The organism is Chthoniobacter flavus Ellin428 (genome assembly GCF_000173075.1).
GTDB lineage: Bacteria > Verrucomicrobiota > Verrucomicrobiia > Chthoniobacterales > Chthoniobacteraceae > Chthoniobacter > Chthoniobacter flavus.
The window spans coordinates 411,331-436,705 of record NZ_ABVL01000004.1 but is presented as its reverse complement, the minus strand read 5'-3'; the positions used below and the strand labels follow the sequence as shown (position 1 = coordinate 436,705).

11 protein-coding genes and 1 pseudogene are annotated in these 25,375 nt (G+C 61.7%); 9 read left to right on the top strand and 3 right to left on the bottom strand.

The window, feature by feature from the left end; genetic code table 11:
* The first annotated feature begins 1 nt into the window (after window position 1).
* Entirely contained in the window at window positions 2–2,803 is a 2,802-nt protein-coding gene (gene treY, locus CFE428DRAFT_RS09385) for a malto-oligosyltrehalose synthase (protein WP_006979280.1), read from the top strand.
* 31 nt (window positions 2,804–2,834) lie between these two features.
* Here treY and CFE428DRAFT_RS09380 read toward each other — a convergent pair whose 3' ends face one another.
* Window positions 2,835–3,029, bottom strand: a complete 195-nt coding sequence (locus tag CFE428DRAFT_RS09380) for a hypothetical protein (RefSeq protein WP_006979279.1) — start codon at window positions 3,027–3,029, stop codon at window positions 2,835–2,837.
* A 442-nt stretch (window positions 3,030–3,471) separates the two neighbouring features.
* Between CFE428DRAFT_RS09380 and CFE428DRAFT_RS41530 the strand changes: the two are divergent.
* From CFE428DRAFT_RS41530 to CFE428DRAFT_RS33325, 3 genes and pseudogenes are all read left to right on the top strand, one after another.
* Window positions 3,472–5,175 (top strand): annotated as a pseudogene (locus CFE428DRAFT_RS41530) (HAMP domain-containing protein); the annotation flags it as partial.
* 33 nt (window positions 5,176–5,208) lie between these two features.
* The gene (locus CFE428DRAFT_RS41525) at window positions 5,209–11,052 is read left to right on the top strand and encodes a HAMP domain-containing protein (RefSeq protein ID WP_006979277.1); all 5,844 of its coding nucleotides are present in this window, start codon (window positions 5,209–5,211) and stop codon (window positions 11,050–11,052) included.
* A gap of 11 nt (window positions 11,053–11,063) precedes the next feature.
* Window positions 11,064–13,646, top strand: a complete 2,583-nt coding sequence (locus CFE428DRAFT_RS33325) for a response regulator (protein WP_006979276.1) — start codon at window positions 11,064–11,066, stop codon at window positions 13,644–13,646.
* A 149-nt stretch (window positions 13,647–13,795) separates the two neighbouring features.
* Here the strand turns inward: CFE428DRAFT_RS33325 and CFE428DRAFT_RS37155 are convergent, their stop codons facing one another.
* Both CFE428DRAFT_RS37155 and CFE428DRAFT_RS39675 read right to left on the bottom strand, forming a co-directional pair.
* The gene (locus CFE428DRAFT_RS37155; protein ID WP_131989666.1) at window positions 13,796–14,227 is read right to left on the bottom strand and encodes a hypothetical protein; all 432 of its coding nucleotides are present in this window, start codon (window positions 14,225–14,227) and stop codon (window positions 13,796–13,798) included.
* Between the two features lie 162 nt (window positions 14,228–14,389).
* Window positions 14,390–14,620: a hypothetical protein gene (locus CFE428DRAFT_RS39675; protein ID WP_237705464.1), complete on the bottom strand. Its 231-nt coding sequence runs from the start codon at window positions 14,618–14,620 to the stop codon at window positions 14,390–14,392.
* A 307-nt stretch (window positions 14,621–14,927) separates the two neighbouring features.
* Between CFE428DRAFT_RS39675 and CFE428DRAFT_RS09350 the strand changes: the two genes are divergently transcribed.
* The 5 genes from CFE428DRAFT_RS09350 to CFE428DRAFT_RS09330 all read left to right on the top strand — a co-directional run bounded on the left by CFE428DRAFT_RS09350 (window position 14,928) and on the right by CFE428DRAFT_RS09330 (window position 25,372).
* Window positions 14,928–15,491 carry a sigma-70 family RNA polymerase sigma factor gene (locus CFE428DRAFT_RS09350; RefSeq protein ID WP_006979273.1) on the top strand — a complete coding sequence of 188 codons (564 nt, stop codon included), beginning with the start codon at window positions 14,928–14,930 and terminating at the stop codon, window positions 15,489–15,491.
* On the top strand, window positions 15,488–17,113 hold the full coding sequence (locus CFE428DRAFT_RS09345; protein ID WP_006979272.1) for a LamG-like jellyroll fold domain-containing protein: 1,626 nt from the start codon (window positions 15,488–15,490) through the stop codon (window positions 17,111–17,113). The genes CFE428DRAFT_RS09350 and CFE428DRAFT_RS09345 overlap by 4 nt, the downstream gene beginning before the upstream one ends.
* Window positions 17,110–19,956: a PSD1 and planctomycete cytochrome C domain-containing protein gene (locus CFE428DRAFT_RS09340; RefSeq protein ID WP_006979271.1), complete on the top strand. Its 2,847-nt coding sequence runs from the start codon at window positions 17,110–17,112 to the stop codon at window positions 19,954–19,956. Before CFE428DRAFT_RS09345 ends, CFE428DRAFT_RS09340 begins: the two co-directional genes overlap by 4 nt.
* Window positions 19,946–21,376, top strand: coding sequence for a DUF1501 domain-containing protein (locus tag CFE428DRAFT_RS09335; protein ID WP_006979270.1), 1,431 nt, complete (start codon window positions 19,946–19,948; stop codon window positions 21,374–21,376). Before CFE428DRAFT_RS09340 ends, CFE428DRAFT_RS09335 begins: the two co-directional genes overlap by 11 nt.
* A gap of 135 nt (window positions 21,377–21,511) precedes the next feature.
* The gene (locus CFE428DRAFT_RS09330) at window positions 21,512–25,372 is read left to right on the top strand and encodes a CBM96 family carbohydrate-binding protein (protein WP_006979269.1); all 3,861 of its coding nucleotides are present in this window, start codon (window positions 21,512–21,514) and stop codon (window positions 25,370–25,372) included.
* The last annotated feature ends 3 nt before the right edge of the window (window positions 25,373–25,375 follow it).

Sequence of the window (25,375 nt, the reverse complement as noted above, 5' to 3'; positions counted from 1 at the left end):
TATGCCCGCTTCCATTCCCACCGCGACCTACCGCTTTCAGTTCAACAAGGAATTCACCTTCCGCGATGCCCGCGCGCTGGTGCCGTACCTGCACGATCTGGGCATCAGCCATGTCTATGCGTCCCCCATTTTCCGGGCGATGCCCGGGAGCATGCACGGCTACGACATCTGCGATCACAACGCGCTCAATCCGGAGATCGGCACCCGCGAAGATTTCGATGCGCTGATCGCGGAACTGCACCGCCTGAAGCTGGGCTTGATCGTCGATTTCGTCCCAAACCACATGGGCATCGCCGAGACGCAAAACCATTGGTGGATGGATGTGCTCGAGAATGGCCCCGCGTCGCCTTACGCGCGGTTCTTCGACATCGACTGGGTGCCACTCAAACGTGAGCTCGAAAACAAAGTCCTGCTGCCGGTGCTCGGCGACCAGTATGGGCGCGTGCTCGAACAAGGTGACCTGAAAGTGCGTTTCGAGGGCGGGCGTTTCTGGCTGGACTACTACGCGTTGCGCCTGCCGCTCGGCCCGCGCTCGACGCGGCCGCTGCTCAAGCGTGCCGCGGAATTGCTGGCGGAGCCGCCCGTGGAATTGATGAGCATTCTGACCGCCATCGAGCATCTGCCGGCGAGCACGGAGACGGATCACGACAAAGTGGTGGAACGCATGCGGGAGAAGGACGTCATTCGCAACCGGTTGAATCGCCTCTGCGAAGAAACTCCCGCCGTCCTCGACGCGATCAAACGCGCGCTGACGGAATTGCAGGACGCCAGCGACCCCACCAGCTTCGATCGTCTCGACGCCTTGATCAGCAATCAACCGTACCGCCTGAGCTCGTGGAAGGTCGCCGCCGAGGAAATCAACTATCGCCGCTTTTTCGACGTCAATTCCCTCGCGGCCATCCGCATGGAGCTGCCGGAAGTCTTCGACGCCACGCACAAGCTCCTGTTCCAATTGATCGGCAGCCATGCGGTGGACGGCGTGCGCATCGATCACATCGATGGTCTGGCAGATCCGCGCGAGTATCTGCGCACCCTGCAGACCGGCGCCAGCGGCACCCTCGGCGTCCCCGCAGAGAAGCATGCCATTTACCTCCTGGTGGAAAAAATCCTCGGCTCCGGCGAAAAGCTGCGGGCAGATTGGCCGGTGCACGGCACCACGGGTTATGAATTCGCCAATCAAGTGACTGAACTGCTCGTCGACCGGACGGCGGAACGCACGATGACGGATACTTACAATCGATTCGTCGGTCGCCAGCTGGGCTTCCAGGAGCTCGTCTACCGGAGCAAGAAACTGGTCATGCAGGTGTCGATGGCCAGCGAGGTCAATGTCCTTGGTCACCTGCTCAATCGGCTTTCCGAAAGCCATCGTTGGTATCGCGATTTCACCGTCAATGCGCTCACCGCCGCGGTGCGGGAAACGATCGCCTGCTTCCGGGTCTATCGCACCTATCTCGTGCCCGGGGAGACACCGGCCGAAGCCTGCGTGCGCATCATTTACCGCGCTCTGGCCGAGGCGCGGCGGCGCAATCCGGCATTGGAACGCACCGTTTTCGAATTTCTCCGCGCCGTGCTGCTTCCGCCGGATCCGAACCCGCATCAACTCGATGAAACGTTGCGTCGCGAGTTCGTGCTCAAGTTCCAGCAATGCACCAGCCCCATCGCGGCCAAGGGTGTGGAGGACACCGCTTTCTATCAATACCATCGGCTCATCGCCCTGAATGAAGTCGGCGGCGAACCCGGCGAATTCGGCGCGACCGTCGAGACGTTCCATCGGCAGAACGCCGCGCGACTCGCGGAATTTCCGCACTCGATGCTCGCTACCTCCACGCACGACACGAAGCGGAGCGAAGACGTGCGAGCGCGTCTCACCGTGCTCTCCGAGATGCCCAAGGAATGGGGACGCGCCCTGCGCCGCTGGCACACCGTGAACCGAAAATTCCGCGGCAAGATCGACAACGAATGGGCGCCGGATCACAACGAGGAGACGCTGCTTTACCAAACGCTGCTGGGCTCATGGCCGCTGGAGCCGCTCAACGCCCAGACGCGTCCGGTCTACGTGAAGCGCATCCAGGACTACATGGTAAAAGCCCTGCACGAAGCAAAGGTGAACAGCAGTTGGGTCGAGCCCAACGTAGAGTGGGACAAAGCGGTGTGCGACTTTGTGGCGAAGGTCCTTGCCCCGCATTCCGGCAACCGTTTCCTCAGTACCTTCCAGCCTTTCGCCGAGCGGCTGGCCGCCGCCGGTGCCATCAATTCGCTGAGCCAGACGCTGCTCAAGCTGACCGTCCCAGGAATGCCGGATTTCTATCAGGGTTCGGAACTGTGGGATTTCAGCCTGGTCGATCCCGACAACCGCCGACCCGTGGATTACGAGCAATGCCGCACGGCCTTGACCGCGATCTCGGGTGAAGTCTCCCCGCGATCCCTCCTCGAGCATTGGCGGGATGGGCGCATCAAGAGCTACCTCATCCGCACTCTCCTGCATTTCCGCCGCGACCATCCACAACTCTTCGCCGAGGGCAGCTACCGGCCCATCTCTGTTTCAGGCGCGTTGGCCGATTGTGTCGTCGCTTTCGAACGCCAGTTTTCGGGAATGACTTTGCTCGTCGTCGTCCCTCGCCTCGTCTCGCAGCTCGGCTTCCCGCCGCTGGGCGATCGCTGGGAAGACACCGCCGTCGAGCCGTCGGTGTCGCGCGATTGGTGCGACCTCATCTCCGGCCAAAAATTTCCGAGCAACTCTTCCTTACCGCTTGCCAGAATTCTGTCAGATTTCCCGGCGGCGGCGCTCCTGTCCAAGGCCTAGCCGCATGCCTCGCCAAAAAATTTCCCCTCGTTCACTCCTGATCAGGTTCCGGCGGAGGCAACGGCTGCCACTGATCGGGATGAACCGCACCACCCTCCGACCACCAGACTTTGCCGGTCCAAATCCCTCCTTGGCGGCTGCCATCGGCAAAAAAGAGCCGCACGGCCCGGTAGGGCTCCGGTTTGGTCTGGAGCGCGTCGTAAATGGGATTTTTTGGTTCGGCCATGCGACAGGCCTTTTCGAAACCAAAACATGAACCGGTCGCGTGTCAGAAAATGTAGCGAAAACCACTACCAGCAGTACTCATGGTCAGAGCCCTCCGAAAGTATTGCGGGTCTGCAGCAAACCGACAAAATATCAAGGTCAGCCATTTTGGTAGTTCGAGAAATTACGGAACCATGACGCATCCAAGGCACGGATTTTCCCCGATAGGATAATAATGGGCACCCCCGACAGTCGTTCCGAGCCTTCCGCTGGCGAGCGCCGTCTTGAAACTGCATCGTTTCCCCGACACCATTTCGTTCACCCTCATTAGTATTATGGATACGCCAGGATCACCCACCGTCCTCCCGACGAAGCCCGAAGGCTCCGAAGATTCACCTAAAGCGACCGGGAACCTTCCGCAAAGCAACGGCAGCAATCATTCGCCGGATGAGCGGGATCGGGCGTTGGAAATTCTCGAGGCCATGCTGGCCCTGCGCAGCGGCAATTTTGCCACGCGGCTCCCTTCCGGCTGGACCGGCGTCTTTGGCAAGATCGCCGACGCTTTCAACGACGTCGCCACGATGAACAAGCGGCGCTCGGAGGAAGCGACGCGCGTTTGCCGCGTGGTAGGCAAGGAAGGCAAGCTGAAGCAGCGTATGCGGGTGCCGGGTCTGGTCGGCGGATGGGGCGATGAAGTCGAGATGCTCAACGGCCTCGTGGACGACTTGGTCTGGCCGGTCACGGAAGTGACGCGGACCATCGGCGCGGTGGCGAAAGGCGACTTGAGCGAATCCATGGCTCTGGATGTCGACGGTCGCCGACTGGAAGGCGAGTTCCTCCACTCCGCGAAGCTGGTGAACCGAATGATCGACCAGCTTTCCGTCTTCACCTCGGAAGTGACGCGCGTGGCCCGCGAAGTCGGCACCGAAGGCAAGCTCGGCGGCCAGGCCCAGGTCAAGAATGTGTCCGGCGCCTGGAAGGAACTCACCGAGAGCGTGAACCTCATGGCGGTGAACCTCACCGCCCAGGTCCGCAACATCGTGGACGTGACCATCGCCGTGGCCAACGGTGACCTTTCCAAGAAGATCACCGTGGACGTGCGGGGTGAAATTTTGCAGCTCAAGGAGGCGATCAACACCATGGTCGACCAGCTCCGTTCGTTCGCGTCGGAAGTGACGCGCGTGGCCCGCGAGGTGGGCACCGAAGGCCGTCTTGGTGGCCAGGCGGTGGTGCCCGGCGTGGCGGGCACTTGGAAAGATCTTACCGACTCGGTGAACGCCATGGCCTCGAACCTGACGGCGCAGGTGCGTAATATCGCGGCGGTGACCACGGCTGTGGCCCGCGGCGATCTCTCCCGCAAGATCACCGTGGAGGTGAAAGGCGAAATTCTCGAGCTTAAGGAAACGATCAACACCATGGTCGACCAGCTCAACGGTTTCGCCGCGGAAGTGACGCGGGTGGCCCGCGAAGTCGGCACCGAAGGCAAGCTCGGTGGTCAGGCACAGGTCTCGGGAGTCGCTGGTACTTGGAAGGATCTCACCGACAACGTCAACTCCATGGCGTCGAACCTCACCGGCCAGGTCCGCAACATCGCCGACGTGGCGACGGCCATCGCGCGTGGTGACCTTTCCCGCAAGATCACCGTGGACGTGAAAGGTGAAATTCTCGAGCTGAAAAACACCATCAACACGATGGTTGACCAGCTCAACGCCTTCGCCTCGGAAGTGACCCGCGTGGCCCGCGAAGTTGGCACCGAGGGCAAACTCGGCGGCCAGGCGATTGTGCCCGGTGTCGGTGGCACGTGGAAAGACCTCACGGACAACGTGAACTCCATGGCCTCGAACCTCACGGGGCAAGTCCGCAACATCGCCGACGTGGCGACCGCCATCGCGAAAGGTGACCTTTCTTCGAAGATCACCGTGGAGGTGAAGGGCGAAATTCTCGAGCTCAAGAACACCATCAACACGATGGTCGACCAGCTCAACGCCTTCGCCGCGGAAGTGACCCGCGTGGCCCGTGAAGTGGGCACCGAAGGCTATCTCTGCGGCCAGGCCGAAGTGCAAGGCGTGGCCGGCACCTGGAAGGACCTCATGGATAACGTGAACTTCATGGCGAATAACCTCACCGCGCAGGTCCGCAACATCGCCGACGTGGCCACGGCCATCGCCTAGGGCGACCTTTCGCGCAAGATCACTGTCGACGTGAAGGGCGAGATTTTGCAGCTCAAGGAAACCATGAATACCATGGTCGATCGGCTCAACGCCTTCGCTTCGGAAGTGAGCCGCGTGGCTCGCGAAGTCGGCACGGAAGGCAAACTCGGCGGCCAGGCGGAAGTGGGCGGCGTCGCCGGTACCTGGAAAGATCTCACGGACAACGTCAACTCGATGGCGTCGAACCTCACGGCGCAGGTGCGCAACATCGCCGACGTGGCCACGGCCGTGGCTCGTGGCGACCTCTCGCGCAAGATCACCGTCGACGTGAAGGGTGAAATTTTGGAGTTGAAGGAAACGATCAACACCATGGTCGACCAACTCAACGGCTTCGCCTCGGAAGTAACCCGCGTGGCCCGCGAAGTCGGCACTGAAGGCAAGCTCGGCGGTCAGGCCCAGGTGCGCGGCGTGGCCGGCACGTGGAAGGATCTCACCGATAACGTGAACTCCATGGCCTCGAACCTCACCGGTCAGGTCCGCAACATCGCCGACGTCGCGACTGCCATCGCCAAGGGCGACCTCTCGCGCAAAATCACCGTCGACGTGAAGGGCGAGATTTTGCAGCTCAAAGAAACCATGAACACCATGGTGGACCAGCTCAACGCTTTCTCCTCCGAGGTCACGCGTGTGGCCCGCGAAGTCGGCACCGAAGGCAAACTCGGCGGTCAGGCCGAAGTGCAAGGTGTGGCCGGCACTTGGAAGGATCTCACCGACAACGTCAACTCGATGGCGGACAATCTCACCGGTCAGGTCCGAAACATTGCCGAAGTGACCACGGCGGTCGCCCGTGGTGACCTCTCCCGCAAAATCACCGTCGACGTGAAAGGCGAAATTCTCGAGTTGAAGAACACCATCAACACGATGGTCGATCAGCTCAATGCCTTCGCTTCGGAAGTCAGCCGCGTGGCCCGGGAAGTCGGCACCGAAGGCAAACTCGGCGGCCAGGCGGAAGTGGGCGGCGTCGCCGGCACCTGGAAGGATCTCACCGACAACGTCAACTCGATGGCTTCGAACCTCACCTCGCAGGTGCGCAACATCGCCGAAGTGACCATCGCCGTGGCCAATGGTGACCTTTCCAAGAAGATCACCGTCGACGTCCGTGGAGAAATCCTGGAGCTCAAGGAAACGATCAACACCATGGTCGATCAGTTGCGTTCCTTCGCGGCCGAGGTGACCCGCGTCGCCCGCGAGGTCGGCACCGAAGGCAAGCTTGGCGGCCAGGCACAAGTGCCCGGCGTGGCCGGCACGTGGAAGGACCTTACCGACAACGTCAATTCGATGGCCTCGAATCTCACCGGCCAGGTCCGCAACATCGCCGACGTGGCCACCGCCATCGCCCGTGGTGATCTCTCCCGCAAGATCACGGTCGACGTGAAGGGCGAGATTCTGCAGCTCAAGGAAACGATCAACACCATGGTCGATCAGCTCAGCGCCTTTGCTTCCGAAGTGACCCGCGTGGCCCGTGAAGTCGGCACCGAAGGCAAGCTCGGTGGACAGGCGCAAGTCTCCGGCGTAGCCGGCACCTGGAAGGATCTCACGGACAACGTGAATTCGATGGCCTCGAATCTCACCGGCCAGGTTCGCAACATTGCCGATGTGACCATCGCCGTGGCCAATGGCGACCTTTCCAAAAAGATCACCGTCGACGTCCGGGGCGAGATTCTGCAGCTCAAGGAAACGATCAATACCATGGTCGATCAGTTGCGCTCCTTCGCTTCGGAAGTGACCCGCGTCGCCCGCGAAGTCGGCACCGAAGGCAAGCTCGGCGGCCAGGCGCTCGTCCCCGGCGTGGCTGGCACTTGGAAAGACCTCACCGACTCGGTCAACGCCATGGCGACGAACCTCACCGCGCAAGTTCGCAACATCGCCGAAGTGACCACCGCGGTCGCGCGAGGCGACCTCTCGCGCAAGATCACCGTCGACGTGCGCGGTGAAATTCTCGAGCTCAAGAACACCATCAACACGATGGTCGATCAGCTCAACGCCTTCGCCTCGGAAGTCAGCCGCGTGGCCCGCGAAGTTGGCACTGAGGGCAAGCTCGGCGGTCAGGCCCAAGTCTCCGGTGTGGCCGGCACGTGGAAGGATCTCACCGACAACGTGAACTCCATGGCCTCGAATCTCACCGGCCAGGTCCGCAACATTGCCGAAGTGACCATCGCCGTGGCCAATGGCGACCTTTCCCGCAAGATCACCGTGGACGTCCGCGGCGAGATTCTGCAACTCAAGGAAACGATCAACACCATGGTCGAACAGTTGCGCTCCTTCGCTTCGGAAGTGACCCGCGTCGCCCGCGAAGTTGGCACCGAAGGCCGCCTCGGCGTGCAAGCGGTGGTGCCCGGTGTGGCCGGCACCTGGAAAGATCTCACCGACTCGGTCAACGCCATGGGCTCGAACCTGACTGCCCAGGTCCGCAACATCGCCGAAGTCACCACCGCAGTCGCGCGTGGCGACCTCTCGCGCAAGATCACGGTCGACGTGAAAGGTGAAATTCTCGAGTTGAAGAACACGATCAACACCATGGTCGACCAGCTCAACGCCTTCGCCGCGGAGGTGACCCGCGTGGCCCGCGAAGTCGGCACCGAAGGCAAGCTCGGCGGCCAGGCCCAGGTGCCCGGCGTCGCTGGCACTTGGAAGGATCTCACCGACTCGGTCAACGTCATGGCCGCCAATCTCACCGACCAGGTGCGCGGCATCGTCAAAGTGGTGACCGCCGTCGCCGACGGCAATCTGCGCCAGCGCCTCACCGTGCAGGCCAAGGGCGAAGTAGCCGCACTCGCGGAAACGATCAATAACATGACCGACACGCTGGCGACCTTCGCCGACCAGGTGACGAACGTCGCGCGCGAAGTCGGCGTGGAAGGCCGGCTCGGTGGCCAGGCCAACGTCCCCGGCGCCGCCGGCACGTGGAAGGACCTCACCGGTAACGTCAATCTCCTCGCCGCCAATCTCACCACCCAGGTGCGCGCGATCGCGGAGGTGGCCACCGCGGTGACCAAGGGCGATCTGACCCGCTCCATCCAGGTGGAGACCCGCGGCGAAGTCGCGGAGCTCAAGGACAACATCAACACGATGATCGACAACCTCCGCGTGACGACGGAGCGCAACCAGGAGCAGGACTGGCTGAAGACCAACCTCGCCAAGTTCACCCGCATGCTCCAGGGCCAGCGCGACCTCTTCACCGTCGGCCAGATGCTGCTCTCCGAACTGGCCCCGCTCATTTTCGCCCAACAAGGCACCGTCTATCAGATGACCGTCGGCGACAATGGCGATCCCCTCCTGCGTCTGCTCGCCGCTTATGCCACGCGACCCGACCAGGCCGAGCGTCTCGGCGTGGGCGATGGCCTCGTCGGCCAATGCGCGCGGGAAAAGCAGCGCATTCTCCTCTCGAATATCCCCGCTTCCTACACCCCGGTGCATTCCAGCCTCGGTGAAGCACTTCCGGCCAGCATTGTGGTATTGCCTGTGCTCTTTGAAGGGGAAACCAAAGCCGTGATCGAACTCGCTTCCTTGCACGCCTTCACCGACGGGCATCTCAACTTCCTCGAGCAGCTCACCCAATCCATCGGCGTGGTGCTGAATACGATCGAGGCCACGATGCGCACGGAAGGCCTGCTGCAGCAAAGCCAGCAGCTCACCGCGGAATTGCAATCCGGCCAAAAGGAATTGCAGCAGACAAACGAAGAGCTCGAACAAAAGGCCCGACAGCTCGCCGAGCAAAACGCCGAGGTGGAGCGCAAGAACAAGGAAATCGAGCAAGCCCGCAGCGCGCTGGAGGAGAAGGCGGCCGAATTGGCGTTAACTTCGAAGTATAAGTCAGAATTCCTTGCCAACATGTCGCACGAGCTGCGCACACCTCTCAATTCCATCCTCATCCTCGGTCAGCAGCTCGCGGAAAACGGCGCGGGCAACCTCAGCGAGAAGCAGGTCGATTTCGCCCGCAACATTCACTCGGCGGGCGCAGACCTCCTGAACCTGATCAACGACATTCTCGACCTTTCCAAGATCGAGTCCGGCACCGTCGCGGTGGAAGCCGAGGACATCACCTTCGCCTCGTTGCGCGAGTCGGTGGAACGCAATTTCCGTCACATCGCCGACAACAAGAATCTGCCGTTCTACGTCGATTTCGACCCGGCGCTGCCGCGGCAATTCAGCACCGACTCGAAGCGCCTGCAGCAGATCATCAAGAACCTGCTCTCCAACGCCTTCAAGTTCACCTCGCAAGGCCAGGTGAGCATGAAAGCGGAGGCGGCCACGGAAGGCTGGACAGTGGATCACCCGGTGTTGAAACGGGCGCCAAATGTGATTGCTCTTTCCATCCGCGATACCGGCATCGGCATCGCACCGGAAAAGCAGCGCCTCATCTTCGAAGCATTCCAGCAAGCGGACGCCGGCACGTCGCGCAAATACGGCGGCACCGGTCTCGGCCTCGCCATCTCCCGTGAACTGGCGACCCTGCTCGGCGGCGAAATCCGCCTGAACAGTGTGCCCGGTGAAGGCAGCACCTTCACCCTCTACCTGCCGCTGAATTACACCGGACCGGCCGCAGCGACCATTCGTGTCTCCAGCGCCGCCGCGAGTCTGCCCAGCGGGGCGTCGTTGCCCGTGCTCCCCGTCGCCCGCGACGAGGAGGTGCTCGATGACCGCGAAGCAATCCGCCCCGGCGACACAGCTCTCCTCATCGTGGAGGATGATCCCCACTATGCGCGGGTCCTGCTCGGCCTGGCGCGCGACAAGGGCTTCAAGGGTCTCGTCGCCATGCGCGGTCAGCATGCTCTCACGCTGGCGCGGCAATTCCTGCCGACTGCCATCACCCTCGACATCTTCCTGCCCGACATGCTCGGCTGGACAGTGCTGAATAATCTCAAGCTCGATCCGAACACGCGGCACATTCCCGTGCAGATCATCTCGCTCGACGAAGAGCGCCAGCATGGGCTCTCGCACGGCGCGTTCTCTTACATGGTGAAGCCCGCGACGACGGAAGATCTCGACGTCGCCTTCGAGCGCATCAAGACCTTCGCCGCCCCGCGCAAGAAGCGCCTGCTGGTCGTGGAAGACAACGACCTCGAACGGCAGAGCATCGTCGAATTGCTCGGCCACGACGACATCGAGATCACCACCGTGGGCACCGGGTCGGAAGCGCTCCAAGAGCTGCTCGACAAGCCTTTCGACTGCGGCGTGCTCGATCTGCGCCTGCCGGATATGAGCGGCTTCGAGCTGCTCGATCGCATCCAGGCGGAATCGAACTTGCGCGATGTCCCGATCGTCGTCTTCACCGGCAAGGAACTCTCCCGCGAGGAGGAAAGCCACCTCAAGACCGTAGCCAAGAGCATCGTGCTCAAGGACGTGCGCTCGCCCGAGCGTTTGCTCGACGAGACGGCGCTCTTCCTGCACCGCATCATCGGCGACTTGCCGGAGGCCAAGCGCAACATGCTCGAGACGCTGCATCGCTCGAACGAGGCTTTGCGCGGACGGAAGGTACTCATCGTCGATGACGACGCCCGCAACATCTTCGCCCTCTCGATCGTCCTCGAGAATCAAGAGATGAACATCATCAGCGCCACCAACGGTCGCCAGGCCATCGAGTTAATCGAGAACACGCCCGATCTCTCCATGGTGCTCATGGACATCATGATGCCGGAAATGGATGGCTACGAAACGATGCGGCGCATTCGCAACAATGCGCGCTTCCGTTCGCTGCCCATCCTTGCCCTCACCGCAAAAGCGATGAAAGGCGACCGTGAAAAGTGTCTCGAAGCCGGGGCCAGCGATTACATCGCCAAGCCCGTGAACACCGACCAACTCCTCTCCCTCCTCCGCGTCTGGCTGCATCGGTAAGTCAACTCTGCATGGATAAACTCATCTCCATTCTCCTCGTCGATGATGACCCGAAGAACCTGATGGTTCTCGAGACCATCCTGAACTCTCCGGAGTATCGGCTGGTCAATGCGTCCACGGCGGATGAAGCGCTCCTGGCGCTGATGAATGAGGAGTTTGCCGCCATCGTGCTGGATGTGCAGATGCCCGACATGAGCGGGCTCGATCTGGCCCGGCTCATCAAGCAGCGCAAGAAAACGCAGCACGTCCCGATCCTCTTTCTCACCGCCTATTACCAGGAGGATGAGCATGTAGTGCTCGGCTATGGCGCCGGTGCGGTCGACTACATCACCAAGCCGGTGAACCCCGCGGTGCTGCGCTCGAAGATCGGCGTATTCATCGATCTCTTCCGCAAAACGACCGCGCTCGCCGAGGTGAATCGCGCCATGGAAGCGGAGATGGCCGAGCGGCAGCAGGCCGAAGAGCGTTTCCGTATGGTGGTCGAGACCGCGCCGAATGCCATGGTGATGATCGCGGCGGACGGGCAGATCATTCTCGTCAATTCGCGCACCGAATCGCTCTTCGGTTACGACCGCGACGAACTCATCTGCCAGTCGATCAGCGTGTTGATCGCGGAGGATGGGCTGCACGATTTCGAAACCTCGCGCGTCCCCCGCGAGTTGATCGGCAAACGCAAGAACGGCACGACGATTCCACTCGAGGTGGGGCTCAGCCAGTTCCAATCTTCGGACGGCATCTTCAAGCTGGCTTCGTTCGTCGACATCACGGAACGCAAGCGCGCCGAGGCGGCGTTGCGCGCGGCGAATGCCGAACTGGAAGCGAAGAACGCCGAGTTGCGCCGCCAGGCCGAGGACCGGGTGCGACGGATGCGCGCCGAGGCCGCCAAGGCGGAAGCTGACGCCGCGCGGGAGCGCTCCAGTTTCCTCGCGGAAGCGAGCAGTGTTCTCGCCTCGTCGTTCGACTATGGCGAGATGTTCACCGGGCTCGCGCAGCTCTTGATCCCGAATTTCGCCGACTGCTGCATCGTCGACCTCGTGCAGGAAGACGGCACGCTCAAGCCGCTCGTCGTGGCACATAAGGACAAGGCCCTCGAGCAGCAGATCAACGAATTTCGCCGCGCCTTCCCGGCTCGCCTCGAAGATGGCAGGGGAGTGGCCGCGGCCCTCAAGGGCGGCATCCCCGTCCTGTGCAAGCAATTTGGCGAAAAGCAGATGGCTGCTTTTGCCCGCAGCCCCGAGGAAGAAGCGGCACTGCGCCCTCTCGAAATCCAGTCGTATATCGTGGTCGCGATGCGGGCCCGCGGCCGCACCCTGGGTGGCCTCTGCTTTGCGAGTATGACGGAGCGCCGCTACAACGACGCGGATCTTTCGCTGGCCATCGAACTGGCGGAGCGCGCCGGCATGGCGCTCGACAACAGCCGGCTCTACGCGGAGTCGAAGCAAGCGCGTGAAGCCGCCGAGGCCGCCAACACCGCCAAGGATCGCTTCCTTGCCATGCTCTCGCACGAGTTGCGCACACCGCTCTCGCCGGTCTTGCACGCCACCACTTTACTGGAAGAGGCAGACTGTCCCGAACCGATGCGCAGCACGATCGCGACCATCCGCCGCAACGTGCAACTCGAAGCGCGCCTCATCGACGACCTGCTCGACCTCGCGCGCATCCGCAACGGCAAGCTCCAGCTCCAACCCGAACCGGTGGATGCGCATGACCTTCTCGCTCGCGCCGTGGACATTTGCCGGCCGGATATCGAAACACGCCAACTCCAGCTCACGGTCGATCTGCATGCGAAGCGGCATTCGCTGGAGGCCGATCCGGCGCGCATTCAGCAGATTTTCTGGAACCTGATCAGCAACGCCGTGAAGTACACGCCCCCCGGCGGCGCAATCTCCCTTCGCACCGAGGACGACGAACGCACGGGCTCGCTGCGCGTCGAGTTCACGGACTCGGGCATCGGCATTGAATCGGCCCGGCTCGAAAGCATCTTCGACGCCTTTGAACAGGCCAACAGCGGGCGCTCCGGTGGCCTGGGGCTGGGTCTCGCCATTTGCCGCGCGCTGGTCACGCTGCACGGCGGCCGCATCGAAGCGCGCAGCGGCGGCGCCAGCCGGGGTTCCCTGTTCGTCGTCACGTTGCCGACCGTCCGTGAAGTCCAGCCCAGCCAGCAGGTCACATCGGCCACGCCGGTGCAGGCAGCGCCCAAGGGCCTGCGCGTGCTGCTCGTCGAGGACCACGTGGATACCGCCGCAACCCTCCAGCGTCTCCTCGTCAATTCCGGCTATGTCGTGCAAACGGCCACGGACGTCGCCAGCGCCCTGCGGCACGTGGAAGAAGGCGAATTCGATCTGCTCGTGAGCGACATCGGACTGCCCGATGGCAGCGGCCTGGAACTCATGCCGAAATTTGTCGCCGCCGCCGGCAACCGTCCCATCGCTGGCATCGCGCTCAGTGGCTTCGGCATGCCCGAGGATTTGGAGCGAAGCTTTTCCGCGGGCTTCAACGAGCACCTTATCAAGCCGGTCGATTTTGCCATGCTGCGCAAGGCCTTGGGGCGAATCTCCGTCAAGATCCCCCCGCCGGTTCCGGCGCTGGCTTGAGAGTAAGTGGCAGCAACATACTGTTGCTGATCTCCCAAACGCAAAGAGGTACCGCCATGGGCGGCGACCGCTGCCACTTTCAGAACATCTCTCCCCATCAATTTGCGGATTACGACCGCGCAGGATGCCGGTAAAGAACTTCCTTCCGGCTACGATCGATGCCGGCGCAGATGGGGGGGAGAGGCTTCGATTTCAACGTCGGCATCGACGTGGAGAGAGTTGGGTTCGTAATGCACGCCGCGTCTGGGGGCGGGGACATGATTCGTGCTATGTTCAGATTCGGCTTCGATGAGGAGGGCTTTGAGCCGCTGACTCTCTGCCACGCCTTGACCGATCTTGTGTTCGAGCATTCGGATGTGCTCCTCGCCGTGACCATGGCACGCGGCGATTTCGCCGGCTCGTTTTTCAAACTGGCGATGCATGGATTCCAGCTGAATCTCCAAGGCTCGGGCTTGCGCTTCCAGAGTATGGATCTCTTGCTCCGCTTGTTTTTGGGATTTCTGGGCTTCGTTGATTCGCCGATGCGCGAGTTCCAGCGCCTTCAGCAATGCATCGCGCTCCGCGATCAGATTCTTGGCCATGTTTTGGGGGATGGGTGATTCTGTGATGTCGCCGACAGAATGCAGCCGATTTTGTGCCAATGTGACACGAAAGCGTCAACATTTCACAGCGTAAATTTACGCAAAACAAACCTCCGCACGCCAGGCTGATCCCGTTGGGCTACAACTGACGGACCAAGGCGCCTATGCGGGCCACCGTATCGGGCCGCGAATCGCTGCGGACCGTTTCGAAGCCGTATCCAGAAGTCGCGTTCTTAATGTGCGATTCTCGAGGAGGCACTGCTCGTATTGCGACTCGAGGACGCTGATGCGGTGCGCCTCCTCGATGTGATGCCGATGTCGTCCGGACTGTTTTTCCAAGCGGTGATACATCGCTTCCAGCTTGGTCTTCAGCGCGCGGACTCGGGATTCCATGATCGTGATTCTCACTTGCGCGTGCTTCAATGCCCGATTGAGCATCGGCCGCTTTCTTTTCGGGCCAATTCGACCGCCTGGCGCAAAGCGTCACGTTCGGAAACGAGTTGAGTGGAAGACATTGAGCGGAAGAACGACCGCGAATGCGGCGAATGGGTGTCCAGAATAGTAAGGAAAACACCTACGTGTCCATATGTATACAAACGTATAAAACAGCCGGTCACGTTTGGAGGCCGCGGCCGCTTTAAATTGCTGCCTCACACAAATTCTTTGTCCAGAATCGCCGGCATCGGGAGTGATTCCTTGCATGACCGACGACACCCCAGAACGCATTCCGACCGCCGGACGTCCGGACGCCGGCTATGAGGCTTTCGTTCGCCTGCTGGTCGAGCACGAACCGCGGATGCGCGCCTATCTGCGCGGGCTGTTGCCCACGTGGCCGGACGTGGAGGAGGTCATGCAAAATGCCAGCCTCGTCGCGTGGCGAAAGTTCGCGGACTTTGAAAAGGAAACCAATTTCGCCGGGTGGCTGCTGACCATCGCGCGCTTCGAGGCGCTCAAGCATCGCCGTAATGTCGCCCGCAGCCCACTGGTCTTTTCCGACGACGTTTGGGAATCGCTAGCCAACGAAGCCGAGAGCGCGGCGGACAGCGGTTCTGTGCGTCGTGAGGCGCTGGAGCGATGCCTCGGAAAACTGCCACCCAACCAGCGTGAACTGGTGCTCAAGGCCTACGCGCCCGGCGCCCATCTCAAGGAAATCGCCCAGCAAGCCGGGAGCAGCGAGCAGGCCTTTTACAAGACGATGCAACGCCTCCGCGCCGCCCTGCTGGAATGCATTTCGCGCACCATGGCGCAGGAGGGACTCGTATGAACGACGAGCAACTCCACCCGCTGATCGCCGCGTGGCTGGATGGACGGATCACCGAGGAAAATTCGGCGGCGCTGCAAGACATGCTGCGCACCTCAGCGGCGGCACGGAGTGAATTTCGCCGCTGGACGCAACTCGACGCGGCCTTGCGCGAGCAAGTGGACCAAAGTGCGGAAGCCGCCCTGCCCAAAAACGTCGTGCCGTTGCCCGCTCCCGCCGTGCGTTTCCGCATGCTCGGCTGGATGGCCGCCGCAGCCTCGTTCATCGCTCTCCTCAGTCTTTCCGCCCTCTGGCTGCACGATCGCCAGCATACTACCGCACGCTCTTTGACAAGCCAGGCGCCCGAACAGACCAATACTGGCTGCGCCATTCTCACCCGCTCCACCGATGCGGAATTTGCGGACACCAAAGGATTGCGCGTCGGCGACACAATTCGCCCAGGCGCACTGCGGCTCACCCGCGGCGTAGCGCAGATCGAATTTTTCAGCGGCGCCTCGATGATCCTCGAGGCGGGCGCGTCGCTGGAATTGGTTTCCCCTTGGGAAGCGGTCTGCCACACCGGCAAAGTCACCGTACGCGTGCCGCCACCCGCGCAGGGATTCAAGCTGCGCACGGCGGGCATGGATCTCGTCGACTTGGGCACGGAATTTGGCGTGAACGCGGATGCCGGCGGCGCAACCGAGGTGCACGTTTTCGAAGGCAAGGTGGAAGCACATCCCGAAAATGCCGCTATGCAATTGCTCAGCACCGGGCAGAGTCTGCGCCGCGCGGAAGATCACACCCTGTCGCCCGGCAATACCCGACCGGAGGATTTCCCGAGCATCGAGAAGTTGAACGCCATCAGTTCCACCCATGCGAAGGAGCGCTACGACTCCTGGTGGCAGCACATGCAAAAGGCGAAAACCGATCCGCGTCTCCTCGCGTGTTATCTCTTCCGCCACGGCCCGGACGACCGCTGGGATCGGCTGGTCGAGAATGTCGCCGAACCACGCGTGCCGTCCCGCTCCGGCGGTGCGGTCGGGGTGCGCTGGACCGAGGGCCGCTGGCCGATGAAGGACGCGTTGGAGTTCAAGAGTCCCGGCGATCGCGTACGCGTGAATCTCGGCAAGGACATCTATTCCGCGATCACCCTCGCCGCATGGGTCCGCGTGGACGGCCTCGATCGCAAATACAACGCGCTGCTGCTTACAGACGGTTACGATCCGGGCAATCCGCATTGGCAGATCTACGAGGATGGCCGCCTCATGTTCTCGATCGCCTATCTCGCGCCGGCCGACCAGCGCGTGAACAAAAAGAACAACCAGATCTATTTTTCTCCGCGCGTCTTCGACCTCACCAATCAGCGTCGCTGGCATCACGTGGCGGTGACCTACGACAACCAAAGCGGCGAGGCCGTGCAGTATCTCGATGGCCAGGAAATCAGCCGCGAGGTCAGCCCCATGCATCAACCCGGCCGCCCCATCCAGTTCGGCCCCTGCGAGATCGGCAATTGGGGGCTGCCCACGCAAGGCCACCAGTTCCCCATCCGTAATTTCAACGGACGCATCGACGAATTCCTCATCTACCAGGCGGCGCTGTCCCCGACGGAAATTCACGAACTATTTGAAATCGGTAAACCGGAATGAAGCTCCCCTTCCATTTGTTCCCGCTGCGCGGGACCATCACCGCCTTCGGCCTCTTCGTATCGATGCAAACTCTCCGCGCCGATGACCCCGCCGAGTTGCTCTATGTGCGCCGCATCGCACCGCTCTTCTCCGAAAAGTGTCTCTCCTGCCACGGCAACGACGTGCACAAAATCAAAGGCGGCCTCGACATGCGTTCGCTCGAATCGGTCCTGCGCGGCGGCGACAGCGAGGAGGCGGCGATCAATCCGGGGAAGCCCGAGGAAAGCCCGCTCTACCTCGCCGCCACGCGCCAGCACGAACCGGATTGGAAGCCGATGCCCCCGAAGGAGGCGGACAAGCTTTACGCCCAACAGGTCGAGTGGATCAAAGAATGGATCGCCGGCGGAGCGCCGTGGCCGGACAAAGGGCGGGCCGAGGAAATAGCGAAAGCGAATGCCACGAAGTGGGCGGCGGAAGATGGCGCACCGGTCAAGACCTCCGGCGGCCTGAGCCCGGAGTGGACCAATCGCAAATACAAGCCGGAGAACCTGTGGGCTTATCAACCAGTAAAGAAGCCAGCGACCACGGGCGACGGCCCGGCTGCCATTGACGAACTCATCCGTGCGCGTTTGCCTGCCGACCTTCCGGTCGCGCCGCCGGCGGATCGGGTCACGCTCATCCGCCGGGCCACGTTCGACCTCACCGGCCTGCCTCCGACACCCGAGGAAATCGATACCTTTGTCCACGATTCCCTGTCCGATGCCGAGGCGTTTGCCAAAGTCGTCGACCGCCTGCTGGCTTCGCCACACTACGGCGAACGCATGGCGCAACACTGGCTCGATGTCGTGCGCTACGCCGATTCCTCCGGTTTCTCCAACGACTACGTGCGCGGCAACGCCTGGCGCTATCGCGATTACGTCGTGCGCGCGTTCAACGAGGATAAGCCGTACGACCAGTTCGTCCGCGAACAGATCGCCGGCGACGAAATCGATCCGGCGAATCCCGAGATGCTCATCGCCACCGGCTTCCTGCGCATGGGCCCGTGGGAACTGACTTCGATGGAAGTGGCCAAAGTCGCACGCCAGCGTTTTCTCGATGACGTCACCAATAGCGTCGGCGAAACCTTCCTCGCCCACTCGTTGCAATGCGCGCGCTGCCACGATCACAAATTCGATCCCGTCCCCACACGCGACTACTACGGCATCCAGGCTGTCTTCGCCACGACCCAACTCGCCGAGCGCGCCGCCGCCTTTCTGCCTGACGAAAATACGAACGGCTTCGAAGAAAAACGGTATCTCGAGGAAAGTCTCGCCGATCATCGCGCCACGCTCACCCGCCTCGATGAAAAATCGCTGAAGGCCGCGGACGCTTGGCTGGCAGAAAAGAAAATCGACCCCTCCCAATGGAACGCCGCCCTGGAACGTGCACGGCACATGCCGAAGCTGCAGCGCGGCTCGCTCTTCAACACCGCCCGCGACCTGCTGTTGAAACAAGGCGTCCCGGAAGATCAATTTCCGCCGCGCCAACTCGCTCTCACCCGCGAGGAGTTCGGACTGGAACGCATCGCCAACAAAGGCCTCGAGCGGCTCGCGTGGGAACTGGAGCGTTACGAACCCTTTGCCCTCACGGTTTACGATGGGCGCACTCCACAGGTCACAGCCGTGTTTCGTCCGCAGCGGATGATGCCGAATCGCCTGACCGCCGGGGAACTCGAAGAGCCGTGCATCCATCTCGGCGGCGATCCCTTCTCCAAAGGACCAGCCGTGTCGCCATGTGTGCTCAGCGTGCTGGGCGACATCCAAACGACACCGATCCCGGACGGCATCGAAGGCCGGCGCAAAGCTTTCGCCGAATGGGTGGCGAGCCAGAATAACCCCCTGACCACACGCGCCATCGTCAATCGCATCTGGCTCTGGCACTTCGGCCAGGCCATCGCCGGCAATCCCAACAACTTCGGCAGCACGGGGAAAAAGCCCACGCATCCGGAATTGCTCGACTGGCTGGCCGCGACCTTGGTCGAGAAGGGCTGGTCGTGCAAAGCAATGCACCGGTTGATCATGAATTCGGAAGCGTATCGCCGCAGCGCCGAGCACCCCGACCGGAAGCGACTGGCAGAGAAGGATCCGGACGGCTCTTCGTATGCCGTGTTCCGCCCGCGGCGGTTGACTGCCGAGGAACTGCGCGACGCCATGCTCTCCGCAACAGGTGAACTCAATCTCACGATGGGCGGCATTCCCAATCGGCCGGAAATCAATCTCGAGGCAGCGCTGCAACCTCGCCAGGTCATGGGCACCTTCGCGGCAGCGTGGACGCCCAATCCATTTCCACAGCAGCGGAACCGCCGTTCGCTCTACGCGCTCAAGCTGCGCGGTCTCGTGGATCCCGCAATGGAGGTCTTCAATTCCCCCGCCCCGGACTTTTCCTGTGAGCGCCGTGAAGCTTCGACCGTGACGCCGCAGGTCTTCAGTCTCTTCAACAGCAAGGCCAGCTACGCCCGCGCGCTCGCGCTCGCCGCCCGCGCAACCCACGAGACCACATCGGATCGCGCGGCCATCGAGCGCTGTTTCCGATTGGCCTGCGGGCGCCTGCCCGATGACCGCGAGTTCACCGCCTGCCTGGCGCATTGGCAAAAAGTGCGGGCCCAATCGCCAACACCTCTCGTCTTTGCCAGGCCACCGCTGGAAGTCCGCCGCGAAGCGATCGAGGAAAACACCGGGGAGAATTTTGCCTTCGCGGAAAAACTCTACGACTCCGCCGATTACGTCCCCGACCTGCAACCCAGCGACGTGGACGCGCGCACTCGCGCCCTCGCCGATGTCTGCCTCGCGATCTTCAACACCAACGACTTCGCTTATGCCTACTAGGCCCTTCTTCCCCTGCGCCGGCGCCCGCGCTTTGCATGCGCCGACCCGGCGCGAATTTCTCTACGGTCTCGGCGCCAGCATTGGCGGCCTCGCCTTCACTTCGTTGCTGCGCGCGGAGGAGAAGCCGAATCCGCTCGCGCCGCACCCGGGCCATTTTCCGGCCAAGGCGAAGAACTGCATCTTCCTCATGATGGAAGGCGGACCTTCGCACATCGACACCTTCGATCCCAAACCAAAGCTCGCCGAATTGCATCTCCAGGAATTCGTGCGCCAGGGGAAACAGAAATCCGCGATGGAAAGCGGCAAACGTTACTACGTCCGCAGCCCCTTCGCCTTTCACAAATGCGGACAGAGCGGCGCGGACATGGCGGAAAATTGGGAGCATCTCGCCGGTGTCGCGGATGACCTCTGTTTCTTCCGGGGCTGTCAGGTCGACAGCGTGAATCATCCGACGGCGATGTATCAGATGAACTGCGGCAACCGCTTTGGTGGAGACCCCGCCATCGGCGCATGGGTCACTTATGGCATCGGTTCGCTGAATCAGAATTTGCCCGGCTTCATCGTCCTGCCGGAGGTGAGCTATCCGCAGGGCGGCGCGGCGAATTGGAGCAACGGCTTTCTCCCCGCGCATTTCCAAGGCACACCGTTGCGGCCGAAGGGCTCGCCGATCCTCGATATCGATCCGCCCGCGGGCGTCAATATGGAACGAGAACGCGTAAATCTCGATCTCATCGCGCAATTGAATCAGATGCAGCAGGCGCGGCATCCCTGGCAGGATGAACTTGCGGCGCGCATGGATAATTACGAACTGGCCTTTCGCATGCAGGCGCAGGTGCCCGAGGTGCTCGATCTTTCCCAGGAAGATGCGAAGACGAAGGAGCTCTATGGCATCGGCCGGGACGCGACGGATTCCTTTGGCCGCAAGTGTCTGCTCGCGCGCAAGCTCGTGGAGAAAGGCGTGCGCTTTGTACAGCTCTACAACGGCTCGTGGGACAGCCACGACTATATCGAGCGCGCACACGGCAATCTCATCCGCAGCGTCGACCAACCGATCGCCGCGCTGATCAGCGATCTCAAGCAACGCGGGTTGCTTGAGAGCACGCTCATCGTGTGGTGCGGGGAATTTGGCCGCACCCCGGACAATGGCGTGCGCATGGGGACGACTTACGGCCGCGATCACAATCCGAAGGCGATGACCATCTGGCTGGCCGGCGGCGGTTGCCATGCCGGCCACACCATCGGCGCCACCGATGAACTCGGCATGGAAGCCGTGGAAGGTGTCGCGCACGTGCGCGATTTTCATGTCACGCTACTGCGCCTGCTCGGGCTCGATGATAACAAGCTCACTTACTACCACGCCGGCCGCTTCAAACAGCTCAGCCAGTTCGGCGGAAAGGTGATCAGGGACTTGATCGCATAGCGCAGAGCCCAGTGTCGGGCACTGGTTCCCTACGGAAAGCCGCTTTCGTGACCGGATGAGGCATGAGCGGATTTTACACAACCGCGCCATGACCATACAAGATGCCCCTTTCGCAATAGGAGCAAGCTTGCTCCCATGCGATGCTTCCCCCCACTCAGCGCCCGTCCCCTTTTTCAACGCGCACTCATCCGCCTGGCTTGCGGAGTACTGGCGCTGTTCTTCCTCACCCCAGTCGTGCAGGCGCAATCTCCGATCACGGCTGCTGCCGATGCGTATGTCCAAGCCAGCGGGACTAGTGCGGATACCAACTACGGGACGCAATCCGTCCTCGCGGTCAAGCAGGGCGGCCCTACGGTCAACGGCCTCGATCGCAAGACGTACATCCGCTTCAACCTTGGTAGCGCTCCCACCGGAGGGTTTACCTCGGCCAGCTTCAAGTTAACCGCGACGACGGGCTGGCCCGTGGGCACAGCCGTCACCTTCTCGGTCTACGGCCTTCGTGATCTCTCGGCTGGCGATGTCGGCGGCGGTTGGGATGAAAGCTCGATTACCTGGAACAACGCCCCGGCCAACGACACCGCGAGCCCGGATGGCTTTTTGAGCGATGCAATTCCACTTGGGACATTCACCGTCATCGGCTCGGCGAGCGCCCAGGTGGTGAGCTTTACCAGTCCGGAGCTCATTACCTTTCTGAACAATGACACCAACAAGTTGGTGACGTTGTGCCTGAGCCGTGTGGACACGAACGCGGCCGACAATACCTCCTTCAACTCCCACGAAAGTGGGTCTGGGCCAACGTTGACCATCGACGCCAGTGCCACCCAAGCGTTCAGCACTGGCACGGGTTCCGGAGTGGCCGGCGACAGCTTCGTTTGGGACACGAACCCGGACATCGCTTACGACGGAGCCGGCTATCTGCTGGTGAAAAGTGGCGTCCCGAATGTCGGACTGAATCGCAAAGCGTATCTCCGATTCGATCTCAGCAGCCTCACTCAGCCCGTAACCTTCGACTACGCCGGACTGGTGCTCCGCACGAGCGGTTTCACCACGGGCAGTCCGATGACCTTCAGCGTTTATGGTCTTCGCGACGGCACGGCCGGTGATGCGAACAATGGCTGGACGGCGTCCACGCTAACGTGGAACAACGCGCCGGCGAATACGCCCCAGCCTGCTGGGCCCGCTCCAGGGCCCATCCCCTTCACCAGCGACGCCCGCTTCCTCGGCAGCTTTACCTTCACCTCCACCGCGGGCAGCGGAGAAAAAATCTGTTTCTCGTCGCCGGACTTGATCGATTTCCTGAAGGAAGACGCGAACAAGCAAGTGACCCTCATGATCGCGCGGGACACTTCAAATGGTTCGTTGAACTCCGGCTTCGCTTCGGCCGAGAGCAGCACACCGCCCACTCTTCTCCTGGACGCCGTGCCGGTAGCGAACGGGCACGCGTTCGCACTCTCAACGGGATCGGGCGGCGGTGCGGATACCTATGTCAACGATGGCACGAATGCCGATACCAACTACGGCACCCTCTCCGTGCTACCGGTGAAGACCGCCGGCACGGCGAATGACAATGGGAACCGCAAGGCGTATCTGCGCTTCGATACGAGCCTCTTCACCGATCCCGGAATGACGGATGCCAGCCTCACTTTGACCACAGCGGGATGGAGCACCGCCGCGCCCCTGCGTTTCGATGTCTATGGGCTGCGCGATGGCGTCACCGGAGATTCCCCCGGGTGGATCGAGAGCGGTTCCGGTGGCATCACATGGAACAACGCCCCCGCCAACGAACCGCTCGCCTCCTTCGACCCGAACGCCGCGGTTTACCTCGGGAGTTTCAATTTCACCTCCGAGACGGGCAATGGCGAGACAGTGCGATTCTCCAGTCCGGAACTGCTCAACTTCCTGGCCGACGATACCAACGGAAAAGTCACCATCATGCTGGCGCGGAATACAAATAACTGGTCGCTGAACAGCAGCTTCGGAGCGCGCGAAGGAACTCTGACGCCGCCGACCTTGCATGTTTCCGGCACGGCGCTCCCGACTCCTCCATCGGCACCGTGGCTGACGACCAATACGAATAACTGGAAGGCCAAGGCGCAGACCTCACTGAACAATCCCTTCCTCGAATGGAACAAAACCACCTACGCGACCACCCTGGCCGCCTTTCAAGCTCCCACGGTCACAACCACCTGGCAGTACCGCTCCGTCGCGGAAGGTCTATTGCCGGTCGCTTATGCGGTCGCGGATCCGCGTTCGCCTTATTACACCACGGTCCCCGCAAATGTCCGGACCGATCTGCTGAATTACTGCACCGCTTGCATCCAATGGCTGCTCGTCCAATGCAACGCCGGCGGCTGGTGGTGGGAACAAGGCTCTCCGTTGGACGGCGATGCCAATGTCAATCGATTCACTCTCGGGCCGCTCCTCGATTCCATGTATCTGCTGCGCCATTTGCATAACCAGACCGTGGATAACCTTTGGCCGAGTTGGTCCACCAAGCTCGGCGCTGCCGTCGCCTATCAGCGCAGTGGGTATGGCGCTCCCACCGCGGGTCACTACGCGAACCAGGACGTCTATGTCGCCCTCATCCTGGCACTCTCCTCCGATTCGTTGCTCTTCAATAACTCGAGCGACCTGAATAGCGCCAAGCAACTGATGATGGAGGTGCAAAGCAATCTGCTCCCAGATGGCGGCATTCACTATATCGGACAGGAAAACGAATCACCCGTTTATCATGCGACCGATCTCTTCATCATCGCCCGTTACGCTTATCTGACCAACGACCCGACCGCCACCGCGATTCTGCGAGCGACGGTGAATTACTTCCCGCTCACCATGACGGCCGAGGGGCAGATGGATTACTGGAGCGATGCCTGGTGGAAGGACTACTGGTATCCCGCGCCGAACGATGAAATTCTGGCAGGTATCGCCATCGCTGCGGGAGGGACGGGCGATCCGGAAAACCAATGGCTCCTCTGGCAAAATCTGGCCCGAACTCCCTCGCACGATCTCGGCATGCTCGGCATCTACGCCGCCTCTTACTGGAGTGGCACCGGCGCAGGCACCCCCATCGCGAATAACTTCGTGGTGCAGGACAAGAATATCGTCGGCATTCGCGGGCGTGCAGACCAATGGTACTTCGGAGTCTGTCAGGGACACGGACTGCGGAATACCTTCACTGGCGGGCTGATGACGAGTGCGACGAATTTTCCGCCGCTCACCGACACCTTCCGTGGCGCGGAAATCGCCGTGGAGACGAGCAGCAATCCCTTTGCCTGGTCGCTCTCGCAAGCCTCCGATCAAGTAGGGCTCGCGATGGAACCCGGAACCGGAGGTGGGCTGGGCGTGCGTTACACGCTGCAGCCGACGTATATCAATGGCATTCCCACCCCATCCACTCCGGCTACCGCCATGCAAGTGACGCAGGTGTGGCGAGCCGCGGGAGAAGGCAGTATCGGGCTCGTCAGTCTGCGCACCACCGCCGCGGTTAGTACCGCCTCGGCCGTGACGGGCAAGATTCTTCTCGGGCCGAACGTGCTGGTGGCGGAAGGAAACAACCAATGGCGCAGCGGCTCCCTGCGCGTGAAAGTCTTGCAAGGCTTCGGCACGCTGAGCACGGGAGATCGGGAAATGAACAACGAAGACGACGTCTCCCCTAATTGGCCGGCACTGATCATGAGTAGCGGATCGTTGTCCGGCCTGGCGAGCGGCGCCAACTATGTCTATGCCGTTTGGGTTGGCCCCACTTCTGCCACGCCGCCGGAAAGCATTAGCTTACTGCCGAATGACACGGGCTGGGTGGCGACTTGGGAATCCGGCCGTCAGACCGCCGCGGTATTCAATTCATCCAGCAGCGCGCAAACGATTTGGGTTCCCTGGCAAGCGCCCACGCCGAATGCGTGGGTGGACGCCAGCGGAACCACACAGTCCGTGAGCATCGGCAGCGGCACCGTCGGCGTCACCTTGGCGCCGAACCAATGCGCACTGATTGGAAATTAAGAC